Origin of the sequence: Skermania piniformis, assembly GCF_019285775.1 — a bacterium.
Classification (GTDB): Bacteria; Actinomycetota; Actinomycetes; order Mycobacteriales; family Mycobacteriaceae; genus Skermania; species Skermania pinensis.
Genome location: NZ_CP079105.1, coordinates 29,660 through 46,781 on the forward strand (window position 1 = coordinate 29,660; position 17,122 = coordinate 46,781).

The window sequence follows — 17,122 nt, forward strand, 5'->3', positions numbered from 1 at the left end:
CGCGCTCGCGCGACGGCCGAGTCGCGTCGAGCAGGCGACCGGACCGGATCGCGGTCAGTTGTGCGGTGTCAAGAGGATCGATCCGATCAGCACTCCGCCGAAATATGCCGGGCCGGCGTATCCGCCGTGTCCGTCGCTGGTCATGACGACCTGGTGGCCGGGGAAGACATCGGCATAGCCGCCACTCGGCGTCGGATGGATCGGGTAACGCCCGATCAGGACCAGGTCGCCACCTTCGACGTGAGCGTCCCGTTGCAACAGCACGAGACCACCGGCCAGCGTCGTCGACGTGTAGGTGCCGGGCGCGACGTCGGCCGACGCCATTCCGGCGCCGCCGAGGAGGGAACCGGCACCGACCGTCAGGGCGATTGCGACTGCTCGGACTGCGGCTGAAACGGTGGGTATCGACATGGTCCGGTCCTTATCGCTGGGGGAGCACCCACGTTATGCCGCGTCGTGCATCGATGCGAGTCGTTTCCGCAGCCGGTGGCCTGGCGCGTTTCGCGCCTACACGTTGCGCCGGTACTGCCCGCCCACCTCGAAGAACGTGTCGGTGATCTGGCCGAGCGAGCAGACCCGAGCCGCGTCCATCAGTACCGCGAACACGTTCTCCCGCTCGGCCTTCGTCCCATCGGTTCCGTCGCCGAGGCCGATCACCGCGGCGCGCAGCCGGGCCAGCGCTTGCTCGGCGTCGATGCGGTGTCGGGTGTGGAAATCGGCCAGCCGGTCCAGTTGGGACTGCTTCTCGGCCTCGGTGCCGCGGGCCAGTTCCAGCTCGGCGTGCCCGTCCGCGTCACCCTTGGGATTGCGGAACGTGTTCACCCCGATGATCGGCAGGCTGCCGTCGTGTTTGCGCTGCTCGTAGCGCATCGACTCGTCCTGGATCTTGCCGCGCTGATACCCGGTCTCCATCGCGCCCAGCACGCCGCCGCGCTCGCTGATCCGGTCGAACTCGCGCAGCACCGCCTCCTCGACCAGGTCGGTGAGCTCGTCCACGACGAACGAACCCTGCAGCGGGTTCTCGTTCATCGACAGGCCCCACTCCCGGTTGATGATCAGCTGGATGGCCAGGGCGCGGCGGACCGAGTCGGCCGACGGGGTGGTGACCGCCTCGTCGTAGGCGTTGGTGTGCAACGAGTTCGCGTTGTCGTAGAGCGCACACAGCGCCTGCAGAGTGGTGCGGATGTCGTTGAACGCCATCTCCTGCGCATGCAGCGACCGGCCCGAGGTCTGCACGTGGTACTTCAGCTTCTGCGAACGCTCGTTCGCGCCGTACCGGTCTCGCATCGCGATCGCCCAGATCCGCCGCGCGACCCGGCCGATCACGGTGTACTCCGGGTCCATCCCGTTGGAGAAGAAGAACGACAGGTTGGGCGCGAAATCGTCGATGGCCATGCCGCGGGCCAGATACGACTCGACGTAGGTGAAGCCGTTGGCCAGGGTGAACGCCAGTTGGCTGATCGGGTTCGCCCCGGCCTCGGCGATGTGGTACCCGGAGATCGAGACCGAATAGAAGTTGCGTACCCCGTTGGCGATGAACCACTCCTGGATGTCGCCCATCATCCGCAGCGAGAACTCGGTGGAGAAGATGCAGGTGTTCTGCCCCTGATCTTCCTTCAGGATGTCGGCCTGCACCGTCCCGCGCACCGTCGCAAAGGTTTTCGCGGTCAGCTCGGCGCGTTCGGCGGCATCGGGGACGCGCCCGGTCCGCTCGGTGAACGCGGTGACCTGCTGCTCGATCGCGGTGTTGAAATAGAACGCGAGGATGGTCGGGGCCGGGCCGTTGATCGTCATCGAGACCGACGTGGTCGGCGCGAGCAGGTCGAATCCGGCGTAGAGCGCGGCCATATCGTCGACCGTCGCGATCGATACCCCGGACGTGCCGACCTTGCCGTAGATGTCCGGGCGCGGATCGGGATCGCGGCCGTAGAGGGTCACCGAATCGAACGCCGTGGACAGCCGGGCCGCCGGCTGTCCCGCCGACAACAGATGGAACCGGCGGTTGGTGCGAAACGCGTCGCCCTCGCCGGCGAACATCCGGGCCGGATCCTCGCCTTCCCGCTTGAACGGGAACACTCCGGCGGTGAACGGAAACCGGCCGGGCAGGTTCTCCCCGCGCAGGAAGCGCAGTAACTCGCCGTGATCGGTGTACCGGGGCAACGCCACCCGAGGCACCGAGCTACCGGACAGCGAGGTGCGGCGCAGCTGGGTACGGATCTCGGTGTCCCGGACCACGACGACCTGCTCGGCGCCGGCGTACTGTGCCGCCAGTGCCGGCCAGTCGGCGATCGCGGCGCGGTCGCTCGGGGTCTGCCGGGCGTCGAGCTCGGCCGCCTTGGTGTCGAGTTCGGTTCGGGCGTCGACGAGTTCGGCGCTGATGCGCAGCGCCTGCACCTGCCGGGCCAGCGCGACCGCCGCCTCGGTGGCCTCGTGGTAGCCGCGCACCGTGTCGGCGATCTCGGCGAGGTACCGCACCCGCCGGGCCGGGATCGGTGCCCACAGACCGGTGGACACCTTGGTGTCGGTGCGCGGCAGCACCCCGTCGGCAACCTTCAGCCCGCGCTCGGCCAGGTCGTCGCGCAGCTGGTGGTACAGCGCGGTGACCCCGTCGTCGTTGAAGCTGGCCGCCGAGGTGCCGTAGACCGGCATGTCTTCCCAGGTGGAGCCGAACGCCTCGCGGTTGCGGACCAGCTGCCGGGCGACGTCGCGGCGGGCGTCGTCGGCGCCGCGCCGCTCGAACTTGTTGATCGCCACCACGTCCGCGAAGTCGAGCATGTCGATCTTCTCCAGCTGAGATGCGGCGCCGAAGTCGGCGGTCATCACATACAGCGACAGGTCGGCCAGATCGACCACATTGGAATCACCCTGGCCGATGCCCGGGGTCTCGATGATGATCAGGTCGTAGCCGGCGGCCTTGCAGGCGGTCACGACATCGGGCAGTCGATCCGGCACCTCGGTGCCGGAGCCGCGGGTGGCCAGGGAGCGGAAGTAGACCTGACCGTCGGTCAGGCAGTTCATCCGGATCCGGTCACCGAGCAACGCGCCGTTGCCTTTCCGGCGGGTCGGGTCGACGGCGAGCACCGCGACGCGGACCTTGTCCTGCTGGTCGATCCGCAGCCGGTGCACGAGTTCGTCGGTGAGCGACGACTTGCCGGAGCCACCGGTGCCGGTGATGCCCAACACCACGGCGTCGCCGGCCCGGCTGCGCAGCCGGGTCAACGCAGCGTCGTCGATCGCGTTGCGCTCGATCGCGCTGATCATCTGGGCCAGCGCGGCCTGATCCCCGGCCTGCACCCGGTCCGGGGGCGGCGGGGCAGCCGGAGCGGTGTCCGACTCGGCCAGGATCAGGTTCACCATGGCGGCCAGGCCGAGCTGCTGGCCGTCCTGCGGGGAGAAGATCCGGGCGACACCGATGCCGTGCAGGTACTCGATCTCCTCCGGCACGATGGTGCCGCCGCCGCCGCCGTACACCCGGATGTGTCCTGCACCGCGCTCGGCGAGGGTCTGCACCAGATAGGCGAAGAACTCGACGTGTCCGCCCTGGTAGGACGAGATGGCGACAGCATCCACGTCCTCCTGGATCGCGGCGATCGCCACCTCCTCGACCGAACGGTTGTGCCCCAGGTGGATCACCTCGGCGCCTTGCGACTGCAGGATGCGGCGCATGATGTTGATCGCCGCGTCGTGCCCGTCGAAGAGGGCGGCGGCGGACAGCACCCGGATCGGGCGGGCGGGAACGTGCAGTGCGGTGGGGATCGGCTCAGCGGTCATCGGAGGTCCCTGGCAGGCGTCGAGTGGCGGGAGAGCGGGTTCGGAATTAGTCTAACCCCAAATACTCGGGGGATAAATACTCGGACATCAGAGTAAATTCGGAGCAAACATGCGGGACGACCTGGGCGCACCCTTTGCGCGGTCCGGCCCGGCCCGCCGAATCGTCTCGTTGGTGCCCTCGCTGACCGAATCGGTGGCCGGCACCGACCCGGCCGCGCTGGTCGGCGCGACCGACTGGTGCACGCACCCCGCCGACCTGGCGGTGCCCCGGGTGCGCGGGACGAAGAACCCGGACCTGCGGGCGGTGCTGGCGCTGGCGCCGGATGTCGTGCTGGCCAATCAGGAGGAGAACCGGCGGCGCGACGTCGAACGGTTGCGTGCGGCCGGGCTCGCGGTCTGGGTGACCCGGATCGAGACCCTGGACCAGGCATTCGATTCACTGCGCCGGATGTTCGCCGAGGCACTCGGCTGGCGGGTGCCGGACTGGCTCGGCGCCGCCGAACGAGTCTGGGCCGGCCCGGCGCCCGACCGTGGCGCGGTGGTGGTGCCGGTCTGGCGGGATCCGTGGATGGTGGTCGGCCGGTCCACCTTCACCGGGGATCTGCTGCATCGACTCGGTTACCGGAATGTCTTCGCCGATCATCCCGACCGTTACCCCCGGCTGCCGCTCGCCGACCTGTTGTCGCAAAGCCCGGACGTCGTCCTGCTCCCGGACGAGCCCTATCCGTTCGCGGCCGACGACGGACCGGAGGCATTCGCCGAGCTACCGACCGTCCTCGTCTCGGGTCGAGACCTCACCTGGTACGGGCCGTCGCTGCTGGGTGCGCGGGAGCGGCTTTCCGAACTGCCGCCGGGTCGCGGCCGGATATAACCGACCCATCGACTGTTTTACATATCTGGAAAGACCTGTAGTCTGCTCAGCGGCGGCTATTCCGGCCGTGCTCGGTCAAAGAATGAGGCGTGTCGAGGTGAGGGGGCTCACTATGCGCAAAACGCTGTACACGCTCGCGCTCTCGGCGGCTCTTCCGGTGGCGGGCGTCCTGGTCGGCCCGACATCGGCGGCGGCCCTGGAGATGGACTGCTGGCAGGTGCACGGGCTATCGCATGCGAGCTTCTGGTGCCACGTGATCCACGACGACGGTAGTGACGAGTGGATGCTGTCGAGATAGGGCCGGACGAACCGGTGGAGCCGGCGCCGGAGCTGCGCGTGGTCCGGCGGCCGCAGGCCGATTTCCGGGCATCCGGTGGGGTCCCGGCGACGGACGCCGAGCGGCCTCGGCAGAGTGATCCGGCGCAGGCCCGATTGCTGCTCGAGCTGCTGGAACAGGACGACACCTGACCGCGTGTCGGTAGCCGATGCGAACATATGTTCGTGTCCCCGATTGCCGAACGCAGCGAAGCGACGATCCTGCACGCGGACCTGGATTCGTTCTATGCCGCGGTGGAACAACGCGACGATCCCGCGTTGCGTGGCCGGCCGGTCGTGGTGGGCGCCGGGGTGGTGCTCGCGGCGAGCTACGAGGCCAAGGCGTACGGCGTGCGGACCCCGATGAACGGCCGGTTGGCGCGCCGGCTCTGCCCGCAGGCGATCGTCGTGCCGCCGCGGTTCGAGGCGTACGCCGCGGCCAGCAAGGCGGTGTTTGCGGTGTTCCGCGACGTGACGCCGCTGGTCGAGGGCATCTCGATCGACGAAGCGTTTCTCGATGTGGGTGGATTGCGGCGGCTGGCCGGCGAGCCGGCGGAGATCGCCGCGGTGCTGCGCGCCCGGGTGCGCGACGAGGTGGGCCTGCCGATCACGGTCGGTGTCGCGCGGTCCAAGTTTCTGGCCAAGGTGGCGAGTGCGGTAGCCAAGCCGGACGGCCTCTTGGTGGTGCCGCCCGCCGGCGAACTCGACTTTCTCCACCCGTTGCCGGTCGAACGGCTGTGGGGCGTCGGTCCGGTGACGTCGCAGCGGCTCCGGGATCGAGGCATCCGCACGATCGGTGATCTGGCTCGGACCGGGGAGCGGCCGCTGGCCGCGTTGCTCGGCCGAGGTGCCGGGCGGCACCTGTATGCGCTGTCGCTGGCTCATGATCCGCGCCGGGTGGAGGCCGGGCGGCGCCGCCGATCGATCGGCGCGCAGCGGGCCCTGCGGCGCGGCCCGCGCTCGGACGCCGAGCTCGAGGTGATGATCGCCGGCATCGTGGATCGCCTGGGCAAGCGGCTGCGCGACGCGGGGTGGGTCACCCGGACCGTGGTGTTGCGGCTCCGGTTCGACGATTTCCGCCGGATCACCCGGTCCCGGACATTGCGCGAATCGACCGACGACACCACCGCTGTGCTGGAGGCGGCGCGCGGGCTGCTGGCGTCGGCGGCGCCGCTGATCCGGGCCCGCGGGCTGACGCTGATCGGATTGTCGTTGACCAATCTGGATCGCGAGGGCGCGATTCAGCTGGAGTTGCCGTTCACCGAGCGGGCCGGGCGGTCGGTGGATGCTGCGCTGGACGCGGTCCGGGATCGGTACGGTCCGGCCGCGGTGACCCGGGGCGCGTTGCTCGGCCGGGATCAGGGGCCGAGTCCACCGATACTCCCGGATTGACCGGGCCGGCCGTTCCTGTCGGTGGGTCGGTGAATACTGTCGGGCGAAGAGTTCGAGCTACGCGAATCGGACGTTTCGGGCGGAAGGGAAGGTGGCGAGCCATGGCCGATGCCATCGTTGCCGAGGGTCTGGTCAAGCGGTACGGGAAGGTGGTCGCGCTCGCCGGGTTGGACCTGCGGGTACCGCAGGGCAGCGTCATGTGTTTGCTCGGCCCGAACGGCGCCGGCAAGACCACGACCGTCCGGGTGTTGACCACCCTGTTGCAGCCGGACGCCGGGCGAGCGAGCGTAGCGGGGTTGGACGTCGTCACCGATGCCCGCGCGTTGCGGGCGCGGATCGGCGCTTCCGGTCAGTACGCCGCCGTCGACGAATACCTGACCGGCTTCGAGAACCTGGACATGGTCGGCCGGCTCTACCATCTGGGCGCCGCGCGGGCGCGCGTGCGCGCCCGGGAACTGCTGACGATGTTCGACCTCGTCGATGCCGCCGACCGTCCGGTGAAGGGGTATTCCGGTGGAATGCGGCGTCGGCTGGATCTGGCCGGCGCGCTGGTTGCCGAGCCGGAGGTCTTGTTCCTGGACGAGCCGACCACCGGTCTCGACCCGCGTGCCCGGCAGGACTTGTGGGGGGTGATCGACGGCCTGGTGGCCCAGGGCACCACGCTGCTGCTGACGACCCAGTACATGGAGGAAGCGGACCGATTGGCCGAACGGATCGCCGTGTTCGACCGGGGTTCGGTGATCGCCGAAGGCACCCCCGACGAGCTGAAGGATCGAGTGGGTGGCGAGCGGGTCGAGCTGGTGGTCGCGGAGACGGGCTCGATGAGCGATGCCGCCGCGGCGCTGGCCCCGTTCGCCCGCGGGCAGATTCAGGACGATCCGGTTGCCCGGCGGCTCACTGTGCCGGTGTCCGGTGGCGCCTGCGTGCTGGTCGAAGCGATCGGTGCATTGGCCTCGCGCGGGGTCGAGGTGCGCGACGTCGGACTGCGCCGCCCGACGATGGACGACGTGTTCCTCGCGCTCACCGGGCACGAATCCGACCAGACAGCGGTGGGGGACGCCGCGCGAGAGGACGTGCGATGAATAGTGTGGAGCTGGCCGTGGGTGACGGGCTCACCATCGCCAAGCGCAACTTGATCAAGATCAAAAGGGTGCCCGACCTGCTGGTATTCACCATCATGTCGCCGGTCATGTTCGTCCTGCTGTTCGCTTATGTTTTCGGTGCCGCGATCGGCGAGCAGCAAGGCACCAGCTACCGGGAGTTCCTGATCGCCGGGATCTTCGCGCAGACGGTCGTCTTCGGCTCCACCTGGACCGGTCTGGGCTTGGCCGAGGATATGCAGAAGGGCATCATCGACCGGTTCCGTACGTTGCCGATGGCGCCGTCAGCGGTGTTGTTCGGCCGAACCCTCAGTGATGTCGTGATCAATGTGATCAGCCTGGTGGTCATGGCGTTGACCGGACTGTTGGTCGGCTGGCGAATTCGCACGTCGGTCTGGGATGCGCTGATCGGCTTCCTCCTGTTGTTGCTGTTCGCCTACGCGCTGTCCTGGGTGATGGCGGTGGTCGGATTGATCATCCCGACCCCCGAGGTGTTCAACAACGCGAGCTTCATGGTGATCTTTCCGCTGACCTTCATCGCGAACACCTTCGTCGACACCGAGAAGCTGCCGACCGTGCTGCGGGTGATCGCCGAGTGGAACCCGATTTCGGCGCTGGTCCAGGCGACCCGGGAACGATTCGGCAACGTCAACCCGGCGGTGCCCGAGCCGGCCGTGTGGCCCTTGCAACATGCCGAGCTGACCACGGTGGGTTGGTCGGCGCTGGTGCTGGCGATCTTCGTACCGCTGGCGATTCGGCAGTACCAGCGGGCGGTCGGCCGCTAGACCGGGGCCGGCTGCCGGGCGGCGGGCAGGAACCCGATGCCGGCGAAGTAATCGAGATAGGCATCGAGTGCCGACTCGTCGATCGCCGGGCAGCCGATCACCGTGCCGGCCAGTGCCGCCCGGGCGTTCCGATTGTCGAAGACCGGTTCCTGCTGCGCGGCGCTGGTGTCCAGCGCGGTGGCCAGGAGGGCTGCGTGGACCAGCGAGTCGTCGCCCGCCGCGGAGCGGCGATCGGCCTCCGCGGTGAGCCGCGTGGCGAACTCGTGCGGTGCGACGACCTCGATCCGGTGTCCGCGCCGCTGCAGCGCCGCGACCAGCTCCACCAACCCGACCCGGGTACCGCCGGTCAGGTGATACAGCTGCTCGCGGGGACCGCGGACCGCGATCGCGACGATCGCGGCGGCGACGAACGAGACCGGCATCAGGTCGGTGGAGTAGTCCGCCCGACGGGGAGCTACCCCGAGGATCGCGATCGCCCGGGCCAGCTGCCACAGCGGGTCGTACGGATTGTTCGCGCCGCCCGCCACGTCGCCGGCCAGCCGGCTCGCCCGGTGCACGACCACCGGCACGCCACACTGCGCAGCGGCCAGAACCAGCTGTTCGCCGACCCATTTCCCGGCCAGGTAACCGGACCGTGGCAGCCGGCTCGCCGCCGGGTACGGCTGTTCCGGAACGACGGAATCGGCGGCCAGGCCGACCGCGGTACTGCTGCTGGATACGTAGTGCACCGGCTTGATCCGCCGCGTGCCGGCCAGCCGGAGCAGGGTCTCGGTTCCGACCACATTCGTCGCCCGCAGGGTCCGGTACGGCGCCAGCTGATCCACTCGGGCGCCGGCGTGGAAGATCACGTCGACGGTGTCGGCCAGCTGATCGAAGACCTCGGCCCCCAACCCCAGGTACGGCGCCGCCAGGTTGCCGGGCAGGGGCACCACCCGATCATCCAGGGGGCCCGGGGCCACCCGGTAGCGGTGCATGGCCGCTACCAGCCGTGCGGTCGCTGCGGCTTCGTTATCGGCCCGGACCAGACAGAACAATGTTGCGGTGGTGTGGGTGAGCAGTTCGGCGAGCAGCCGGGTACCGAGGAACCCGGTCGCGCCGGTCAACAGGATCGCCCGCGGTGCACCGTGCCGCACCGGAACACACCCGGTGACGTCGATCGTCGGGGACAGTATCGCGTCGGCACGGCGGGGGTCGGCGTCGTTCGGGGTGCCGGGATCCGGCAGGAACTGCGCGGCCAGCCCGCGCGGCGTGTCCACCGCGGCGAGCAGCGATATGGGCAACTGGATTCCGGCCCGTTCGGCCAGCCGGGTCCGGAGGGTGCACAGCAGCAGCGAATCCCCGCCGAGGTCGAAGAACCCGTCGTCCAGGCCTACCTGGTCGACGCCCAGCACCTCGGCGAAAACCGTTGCCAGCAGGGCCTCGCGAGCGGTTCGCGGCGCGGCGTAGCCGATGGTCCGCGGCGCGGGCTCGGTCGCCGGCTCGTCCGGTTCGGCGGCCTCGGTCGGCCGAGCCGGTCCGAGCACGCCGAGACTACCGTCCGGATTGCGGCAGGCCAGCGTCCCGGTGCGATAGATCCGGCCGGCCGCGCCGTAGGGATCGGCGACGAATCGTTCGGCGGTTCGGCCGGGCCGGCCGCGATAGCCGCGCGCCACCGGATCGGCCAGGTAGAGCTCGCCGGCCACGCCGTCCGGGCACAGATGTAGCCGAGCGTCCAGCACGTAGCTGCGGGTGCCGCGGGTGACCGGCGTCGGATGGTGGACCAGCCCCAGGTTCGGGCCGGCCACCTGCTCGGCCGCCGCGGCGGACAGTTCGTCCGGGCCGGTCGTGACGACCCGCCGCAGGCTCGGCGGCAATCGGTGCATTGCCGCAGTGGCGAGCAGCGCCTCGAGCTGCGCCGGGGTGCTGAAAAGCAGCGTGACCTGATGTTCGGTCATCCGGTCGAGCAGGTGCGCCGGGTCGGCCGCCGCGTCGGGTTCGGCCAGTACCAGCGTGCCCCCGGCCAGCGGCACCGCGAGGTACTCCCAGGCGGCGGTGTCGGCGGTCGGCGGACCGGTGGGCACCACGGTGTCGTCGGCGTCCAGCCCGACCACCTCGCCGAGCCAGTCGAGCTGATCGGCCAGCGCTTCCTGGGTCAGCACGGTGACCAGCGGTCGGGGGTCGGCGTCGGTCGCGGTGGCAAACCAGGCCGGGTGCGTGGCGCGCAGCGGCGCGACCCGCTCGGCGTCGGTGACCCGGTCGGCGGGCAGCGCATCCAGGTCGAGCGTGTCCACCGCAATCGCGTCCGGGAAGTCGTCGGCGCTGCGGGTCAGGATCAGTTTCGGGTCGGTCACCGCGCGTAACCGGCCGTTGCGGCGCGCGGGCGCATCGAGGTCGACCGGCAGGCAGGCGCCACCGGCAACGGTGACGGCGAGCAGCGCGATCACGAGTTCGGGGCTGCGTCGCAGGGCCAGCCACACCACCGTTTCCGGCCCGACCCCGTGGCCGATCAGCCACCGGGCCAGCCGGTTCACCCGGGTGGTCACCTCGGGCCGGCTCCACAACACACCGGGTCCCAGCAGGGCGGGCGCGTGTCGGTTACGGACCGGGCGGTCGGCGAACCGGTCGGCGAGGATGCCTCCGGCCGGCCCGGTGCGGCCGAGCCCGGCACTCAGCCGGGCCCGTTCGCTCGTGCCGAGCCAGTCCAGGTCGCCGATCGCGACGGGCGGGCTCGCGACGGCGGCGATCGCCAACTGTCGGAAACGCTCGGCGAAGCCGCGGACGGTTCGTTCGTCGTACCGGTCGGTGGCGTACTCGAGCCGTAGTTCCAGCGGTCCGGGTCGAGCGTCGGCTCGATCGCCGTCCAGGACCAGCCGCAGATCGGCGCGGGTGCTGACGGTGCCGGGTTCGATCCGGGTCGCGGTGATCCCGACCAGATCCAGCCGGCCGGTCCGGTGTCGGACGGTGAACCCGACCTGCCACGATGCCTGACCGATCGGTTCCGGCTCGGCCCGGCAGGTCCGCTCGACCAGCGCGGTCATCGACTCGGTCGGATCGATCCGATAGCGATGCACCACGGACTCGGCGAACGGTCCGATCACCGTGTCGGTCGGCGCGTCCGGGTCGGCGACGAGTTCGCCGACCGACACCTCGGTGGTTCCGGCGAGTCGGGCGAGCAGCACCGCGAGCAGGGTCCGGAGCATGGTCGGCAGGGTGGAGCCGTGGGTGCGAGCGAGTCGGCGGAGGTCGGCGTGCACCGCGGCCGGCAGCTGGAGCGCGACCGCCGCACCCGATCCGGACGCGAGGGCGGGTGGCGGCCGATCGGCGGGTAGCTCGATTCGTTCGAATTGCCGATCCGGGCCGCGGTGGTCGTGGCGCAGCCGTTGCGGTCGAGCAGACGCATAGTCGGCGTACTGGGTTGGCAACGCCGGCGGTTCGGTATCCGCGCCGGTCCGGCGGGCGGCGAAGCAGACGGCCAGATCGCGGGCGAACGCGGCCGCCGAGGCGTCGTCGGCGACGATCCGATGCAGGACCACCGCGAGCACCAGCTCGTGGTCGCCCAGCCGCAGCAGTTGCGCTCGCAGCGGCACCCGTTCGGCCACGTCACAGGCCTGTGCAGCGAGATAGTCGAGCACGTCCGGCAGGTCCGTCTCGGTGACCGGCACCAGGTACGGCCGACCCAGCACCGCGTCGACCGGGAGCACTCGCTGGTAGGGCCCGTCGACGCCGGCCGGGAAGATGGTCCGCAGGATCTGTTGGCGGGTTACCACATCCCGCAAGGCCGCCCAGAGCAGCGTCGGGTCGATGTCGCCGGTCAACCGCCAGGCGAGCGGCAGATTGTCCGCGGGATTTCCGGGGTTCTCCCGGTTCAGCAGCCAGAGTCGCCGCTGTTCGGGCGACAGCGGGATCGGTGCCGGTTCCGGTGCCGGTACGAGCGCCGTGGGGCCGGCCTCCGCCGGAGCTTCGGGGGTGGCCGCCGCTACGGCGGGCGCCGGGTCGAGATATTCGATCAGGTCCTGCCGGGCATCGGTCCACCGCACCGGTTCGCCGGTGCGGAACATCCGGGCCCCGGGGCCGCCCGCCGGGTTCGCGACGAACCGGCCGGCGGTGCGGCCCGGGCGGTCCCGGTAGCCCCGAGCCAGGCCGGGCCCGGCCAGATACAGCTCGCCCGGTTCGCCGGGTCCGACCGGCTGCAGCCGGGCATCCAGGATGTGCGGTACGGCGTCGGTGACCGCGGGACCGGCCGGGATCGGTGCCCCGGGGCGGAGCGGGTCGCTGATGCTGGACGCGACCGTGTACTCGACCGGACCGCGGCGGATGTGCACCCGCCGGCCGGCGCCGGTGAGCCGGGTGACCAGATCGTCGGCGAGCGGCTCGCCGTCGGTGATCAGCACCTGCAGTTTCGGCAGCTCGTCGGCATCGATGGCGGTCAATGCGGCCGGCCGAAGATAGGCGTGGGTCACCTCGCTGCGGGCCAACAGGGCGGTCAGCGTGGCCCCGCCGGCGACCGACCGCGGCGCGATGATCGAGGTGGCGCCGCCGCACACGGCGAGCAGCAGCTCCAGCACGGCGGCGTCGGACCCGGGTGCGGCGAAGGCAAGGGTGCGGGCTGTGCCGTTGACGTCGAATCGGCGGCGTAGCTCGGTGCACAGCGGCGCCAGCCCGGCATGGGTGACGACCACCGCGCGCGGGGTGGCGGCCGGCCCGGTGAAACTCAGGTAGGCGGGGTGTGCGGCGCGCAGCGGCCGAAGCCGGTCGGAGTAGGCGATCGGCTCGGCCGAGGCGGAGTTGACCGCGGCCGCGATCGCCGGATCGCGCAGATCGAGCCAGGAGACGCCGGTGTCGGCGAGCGCGACCGGGCTACCGACGGTCAGGCCGAACAACGGGCGGGCGGGCGCCAACAACTGCCGGATCCGCGCGGTCGGCCCGGCCGGGTCGATCAAGACGAACGCGGCGCCGGTCTTTGCCACCGCCCAGACGCTCAGGATCTCGGTCAGGCTGCGCGGAACCGCGATCGCGACGACGGTCTCCGGAGCTGCGCCCCGGGCGATCAGCAGCCGGGCCAGCTGTGCGGACTGCTCGTCGAGTTGGCGGTACGTCAGCCGGGTGTTGCCGTCGATCACCGCGAGCCGGTCCGGACCGGCTTCGACCGCGGCGTTCAGCAGGTTTACCAGGCGGTCGCCCGAGGTCCGTCGAGCGCGCAACCGCGCGGGTCGAACCGTGCTGACAGCGCCGTGGACCATGCCCACCCCTTTCGGGCGACCGGTCACCCCGGATGGGGAAAAACGAGGTGACATTCGGTTTGCTGGGCAAGACGATACTGGTGGTCGGCGGACGATCGCCAGACGGGATCGAAAGCGTGATGTGTCGGCGATGCTCGGCGGTTCCGGCGGGAACATCCGGGTATGCCGAAAACGCCCCCAGATCGACTGGGGGCGTGCGGGTTCGGGCTGAAGGCAGCCGGTTCGGCCGGGCGCGAGCGCGGGTTACGGCACGGTCGGCGCCGGCCGGGTTACGGGGTCGCCGGGGCGTTCGCCGGCCGGTGCGGTGCCGACCCGTTCAGGGACGGCTGCAGGCGGGGTGGCTCGGGGGCGGGTTCGGGTACCGCGCGCCGCCGACTGCGGACGACGGCCGCCGTGCCACCCAAGGCAGCCGCGAGCAGCCCGGCACCGATTGCGACCCGCAGCCGGGAGCGCCGGCCGGCCTGGTCAGGTGCGGCCGGCAGGCTCGATTGCTGATCATTTGCTTTGAGGCTCCGGATGCCGCTGCGGGCGAGCGCGAACCCGGATCGGGCAAGTAGCAGGCCGACTCCGCCCGAGCCCCGGAGCAAGAACCCGGCACCGGTGCGGAGCAGGCTGGGGCCGGGCTGCGATATCGCGGGCTGCGATACCCCCGTGGCGACCGGCTCGGCAGCGTCGGCTGATTCGGGTACGGCGGCGGGCTCGGTGCTGTGGCCGGCCGAGCGGAGGTGGATCATGCTATCCACTGTGGCACAGCCGCGACGCCTGGCGCGGGATGCCGACGGCGCGGCTGGCAGGATGGGTCGGGTGAGCGCACCCAACGGCACCGAGACCGTGACACTGCACACCAACCGGGGCGACATCGAGATCGCGTTGTTCGGCAACCACGCACCGCAGACGGTGCAGAACTTCGTCGGCCTCGCCGACGGTTCGAAGCCGTACACCGCCCGGAACGCCGGCGGAACCGCGGACGGCCCGTTCTACGACGGCAGCACCTTCCATCGGGTGATCCGGGGATTCATGATCCAGGGCGGCGACCCGCTCGGCACCGGGACCGGCGGACCGGGCTACGAGTTCGGCGACGAGTTCCACCCGGAGCTGCGCTTCGACCGGCCGTACCTGCTCGCGATGGCCAATGCCGGCCCGGGCACCAACGGTTCCCAGTTCTTCATCACGGTCGCTCCCACCCCGCACCTCAATCGCAAACACACGATTTTCGGTGAGGTGCTGAGCGCCGACTCGCGTGCCGTGGTCGATGCCATCGCGGGGACGGCGACCGACCGGGCGGACCGACCGGCCGATCCGGTGGTGATCGAGCGGGTCACCCGGGCCTGACGGCGATGGACCCGACGGCGCTGCCGGCCGCCGGATACTGTGTTCGGCATCCGGATCGGCCGACCGGACTGAGCTGTGTCCGCTGCGGCCGGCCGGCCTGTGTCGACTGCCTCCGCACCGCCGTCGTCGGTCAGCATTGCGTGGATTGTGTAGCGGCCGAACAGGCGACGGTGCGCCCGATTCGGACGCCGACCGGCGCCGTAGCGTCCCGGACCCCGCTGGTCACCGCGATCTTGATCGCGGTGAACACGCTGGTGTTCGGGCTCACCGCGGCGCAATCGCACAGCCTGGTCGACAACGACGCGGGCTCGGCGTTGTTCCGGGACTGGGAGTTGTGGCCGGTCGCGGTCGCCGCCGGGGAATACGGCCGGATCATCGGCTCCGGTTTCCTGCATTTCGGTCCGGTGCATCTGCTGGTCAACATGCTCGCGTTGTACATCGTCGGCCGAGATGTGGAGTACGTGCTGGGCCGGGGCCGCTACCTCGCGGTGTACGCGGTATCGATGCTCGGCGGCGCGGCCGCGGTGATGGCTTTTCAGTCGGCGAATTCGGCGACCGCAGGGGCGTCCGGGGCGATCTTCGGGCTCTTCGGCGCCCAGGCGATGATTCTGTTACGCCTCCGCCGCAGTCCGGGGCCGGTCGTCGCGGTCATCGCGATCAACGTGCTGATCAGCGTGACGTTGCCGGGGATCTCGCTGTGGGGCCATCTCGGTGGGTTGGCCGCCGGAACCGCCGCGAGCGCGGCGCTGTTGTTCGCCCCGGGCGGCGGCAATTCCGCCGCCGGCCGGCGGGCCGGGTGGATGGCCGTCGGCGCGATCGGGTTGCTGGCGGTCGGCGTCGTGCTGGTGCGAGCTGCCCAGTTGCGCACCGAGTTGGGGCTGTAGCCGACGGCTCCGGGCAGCTGCCGGACGGCTCAGTCGGTCGGGACCAGTCCGTGCACCGTCAACGCATCGAGCACCTCGGCCGGGTCGGCGCCCAGGTCCCACCGGCCGAAGACCAGCAGGCGGTCCGACTCCCGGAGCTCGATCTCCAGCAGTGGAATCCGGCGGCCCAGCCGCGGGTATCGGCTGACTCGGACGTAGGCCAGTTCGGCCCGGCCGAACCGGCTCGTCCCGCGCAGCTCGCGTACGGCCAGGTCGGCGGTTCCGTCGGGGCCGTCGTACACGGCCAGTCGCGGCCGGCGCAGCCAACCCAGAGCGGCCACGACCGTGGTGCCGAGCGCGGCAACGGTGAGCAACAGGGCACCGGCCGGGTCGGCTCGGGTGAGCACCGCCGCGACCACGAAGACGACCGCGCCCAGGGTGGTGGCGACCAGTGCCGCCACCGGCGTGGACCAGGCGATCCGGGGGGTCAGCGCCAGCCCATCGTCATCAGCAGGCCGGTGACCATCAAGCCGAACCCGATCAGGAAGTTCCAGGCGTTGAGGTCGCCCATCCAGCCGATCTGATCGCCGGCGAGGTAATACACGATCAGCCAGATCAGCCCGGCCAACATGAAGGCCAGCATGACCCCGATATACCAAGGTGACGACGGTCCCGCGACCTTCTTCTTCCCCGTCGTGACGCTGGCAGGGTTGATCGTGTAGTCGGTCTTCTTCCGGACCTTCGACTTCGGCATGGGTTCCTCGGTGAACGGCGGCTCGGGCAACCGCCATGCTACCCGGGCCCCGCGTAGCCTCGTACCATGCGGGTTCTGGTCGTCGACAACTACGACAGCTTCGTATTCAACCTGGTCCAATACCTGGGTCAGCTCGGCGTCGAGGTCGAGGTGCTGCGCAACGACGCCCCGGCACTGGCCGTCCCGGCTGCCGCGGTGGCCGATTACGCCGGGGTGTTGATCAGCCCGGGGCCGGGCACTCCGGAGCGGGCGGGGGCGAGTGTGTCGCTGGTCCGGGCGTGTGCCGAGACCGCGACGTCGTTGCTGGGGGTCTGCCTCGGACATCAGGCGATCGGGGTGGCGTTCGGGGCGACGGTGGATCGGGCGCCGGAGCTGCGGCACGGCAAAACCAGCTCGGTCGAGCACGCGAACGCCGGCGTGCTGCGCGACCTGCCGAATCCGTTCACCGCGACCCGCTACCACTCGTTGACGGTGCTGCCGGAAACCTTGCCGGCCGACCTGGAGCCGGTCGGCCGGACCGCCGGCGGCGTGGTGATGGCGTTCCGGCACACCGAGCTGCCCATCCACGGTGTGCAGTTCCACCCGGAATCGGTGCTCACCCAGGGTGGGCACCGGATACTGGCGAACTGGCTGGAGTTGTTCGGGGCGCGGCCGCCGGAGCAGCTGGTCGTCGATCTGGAGCAGCAGATGGCCGAGCTCGCGCCCGCTCGCGGCTGACGC

At 70.5% G+C, this 17,122-nt stretch carries 15 protein-coding genes; 9 read left to right on the top strand and 6 right to left on the bottom strand.

Annotated features, from left to right (window positions below; genetic code table 11):
- Nucleotides 1-54 precede the first annotated feature (54 nt).
- Together KV203_RS00165 and icmF are read right to left on the bottom strand one after the other, a co-directional pair.
- Nucleotides 55-411, bottom strand: a complete 357-nt coding sequence (locus KV203_RS00165; RefSeq protein WP_066472163.1) for a hypothetical protein — start codon at nt 409-411, stop codon at nt 55-57.
- A 96-nt stretch (nt 412-507) separates the two neighbouring features.
- The gene (icmF, locus tag KV203_RS00170; RefSeq protein WP_066472160.1) at nt 508-3,771 is read right to left on the bottom strand and encodes a fused isobutyryl-CoA mutase/GTPase IcmF; all 3,264 of its coding nucleotides are present in this window, start codon (nt 3,769-3,771) and stop codon (nt 508-510) included.
- A 109-nt stretch (nt 3,772-3,880) separates the two neighbouring features.
- Here icmF and KV203_RS00175 point away from each other — a divergent pair, with 109 nt between their 5' ends.
- The 6 genes from KV203_RS00175 to KV203_RS00200 all read left to right on the top strand — a co-directional run bounded on the left by KV203_RS00175 (nt 3,881) and on the right by KV203_RS00200 (nt 8,234).
- The gene (locus tag KV203_RS00175; RefSeq protein WP_066472159.1) at nt 3,881-4,642 is read left to right on the top strand and encodes a helical backbone metal receptor; all 762 of its coding nucleotides are present in this window, start codon (nt 3,881-3,883) and stop codon (nt 4,640-4,642) included.
- 112 nt (nt 4,643-4,754) lie between these two features.
- Nucleotides 4,755-4,940, top strand: coding sequence for a hypothetical protein (locus KV203_RS00180; RefSeq protein WP_157079859.1), 186 nt, complete (start codon nt 4,755-4,757; stop codon nt 4,938-4,940).
- The gene (locus KV203_RS00185; protein ID WP_157079858.1) at nt 4,922-5,110 is read left to right on the top strand and encodes a hypothetical protein; all 189 of its coding nucleotides are present in this window, start codon (nt 4,922-4,924) and stop codon (nt 5,108-5,110) included. Before KV203_RS00180 ends, KV203_RS00185 begins: the two co-directional genes overlap by 19 nt.
- Nucleotides 5,111-5,137: 27 nt before the next feature.
- Complete coding sequence (gene dinB, locus KV203_RS00190) at nt 5,138-6,349, top strand: DNA polymerase IV (protein ID WP_066472150.1); 1,212 nt, start codon at nt 5,138-5,140, stop codon at nt 6,347-6,349.
- A 101-nt stretch (nt 6,350-6,450) separates the two neighbouring features.
- Nucleotides 6,451-7,431: an ATP-binding cassette domain-containing protein gene (locus tag KV203_RS00195; protein WP_066472148.1), complete on the top strand. Its 981-nt coding sequence runs from the start codon at nt 6,451-6,453 to the stop codon at nt 7,429-7,431.
- Nucleotides 7,428-8,234 (top strand): ABC transporter permease, encoded by an 807-nt coding sequence (locus KV203_RS00200; RefSeq protein WP_066472145.1) that lies wholly within the window; start codon nt 7,428-7,430, stop codon nt 8,232-8,234. The genes KV203_RS00195 and KV203_RS00200 overlap by 4 nt, the downstream gene beginning before the upstream one ends.
- Here the strand turns inward: KV203_RS00200 and KV203_RS00205 are convergent.
- The gene (locus KV203_RS00205) at nt 8,231-13,453 is read right to left on the bottom strand and encodes a non-ribosomal peptide synthetase (RefSeq protein ID WP_218821009.1); all 5,223 of its coding nucleotides are present in this window, start codon (nt 13,451-13,453) and stop codon (nt 8,231-8,233) included. The genes KV203_RS00200 and KV203_RS00205 overlap by 4 nt on opposite strands.
- Nucleotides 13,454-13,722: 269 nt before the next feature.
- Nucleotides 13,723-14,187 carry a hypothetical protein gene (locus tag KV203_RS00210; protein ID WP_157079857.1) on the bottom strand — a complete coding sequence of 155 codons (465 nt, stop codon included), beginning with the start codon at nt 14,185-14,187 and terminating at the stop codon, nt 13,723-13,725.
- A 70-nt stretch (nt 14,188-14,257) separates the two neighbouring features.
- On the opposite strand from KV203_RS00210, the gene KV203_RS00215 reads away from it, so the two are divergent.
- Both KV203_RS00215 and KV203_RS00220 read left to right on the top strand, forming a co-directional pair.
- Nucleotides 14,258-14,785: a peptidylprolyl isomerase gene (locus tag KV203_RS00215; protein ID WP_066472298.1), complete on the top strand. Its 528-nt coding sequence runs from the start codon at nt 14,258-14,260 to the stop codon at nt 14,783-14,785.
- A gap of 5 nt (nt 14,786-14,790) precedes the next feature.
- A complete protein-coding gene (locus tag KV203_RS00220) occupies nt 14,791-15,669 on the top strand; it encodes a rhomboid family intramembrane serine protease (protein WP_066472130.1) in 879 nt (292 codons plus the stop codon).
- Nucleotides 15,670-15,698: 29 nt separating this feature from the next.
- Here KV203_RS00220 and KV203_RS00225 read toward each other — a convergent pair whose 3' ends face one another.
- Both KV203_RS00225 and crgA read right to left on the bottom strand, forming a co-directional pair.
- Nucleotides 15,699-16,109, bottom strand: a complete 411-nt coding sequence (locus tag KV203_RS00225; protein WP_246600364.1) for a PH domain-containing protein — start codon at nt 16,107-16,109, stop codon at nt 15,699-15,701.
- 26 nt (nt 16,110-16,135) lie between these two features.
- Nucleotides 16,136-16,402, bottom strand: a complete 267-nt coding sequence (crgA, locus tag KV203_RS00230) for a cell division protein CrgA (RefSeq protein WP_066472127.1) — start codon at nt 16,400-16,402, stop codon at nt 16,136-16,138.
- Between the two features lie 66 nt (nt 16,403-16,468).
- On the opposite strand from crgA, the gene KV203_RS00235 reads away from it, so the two are divergent.
- Nucleotides 16,469-17,119, top strand: a complete 651-nt coding sequence (locus tag KV203_RS00235) for an aminodeoxychorismate/anthranilate synthase component II (RefSeq protein WP_066472124.1) — start codon at nt 16,469-16,471, stop codon at nt 17,117-17,119.
- The last annotated feature ends 3 nt before the right edge of the window (nt 17,120-17,122 follow it).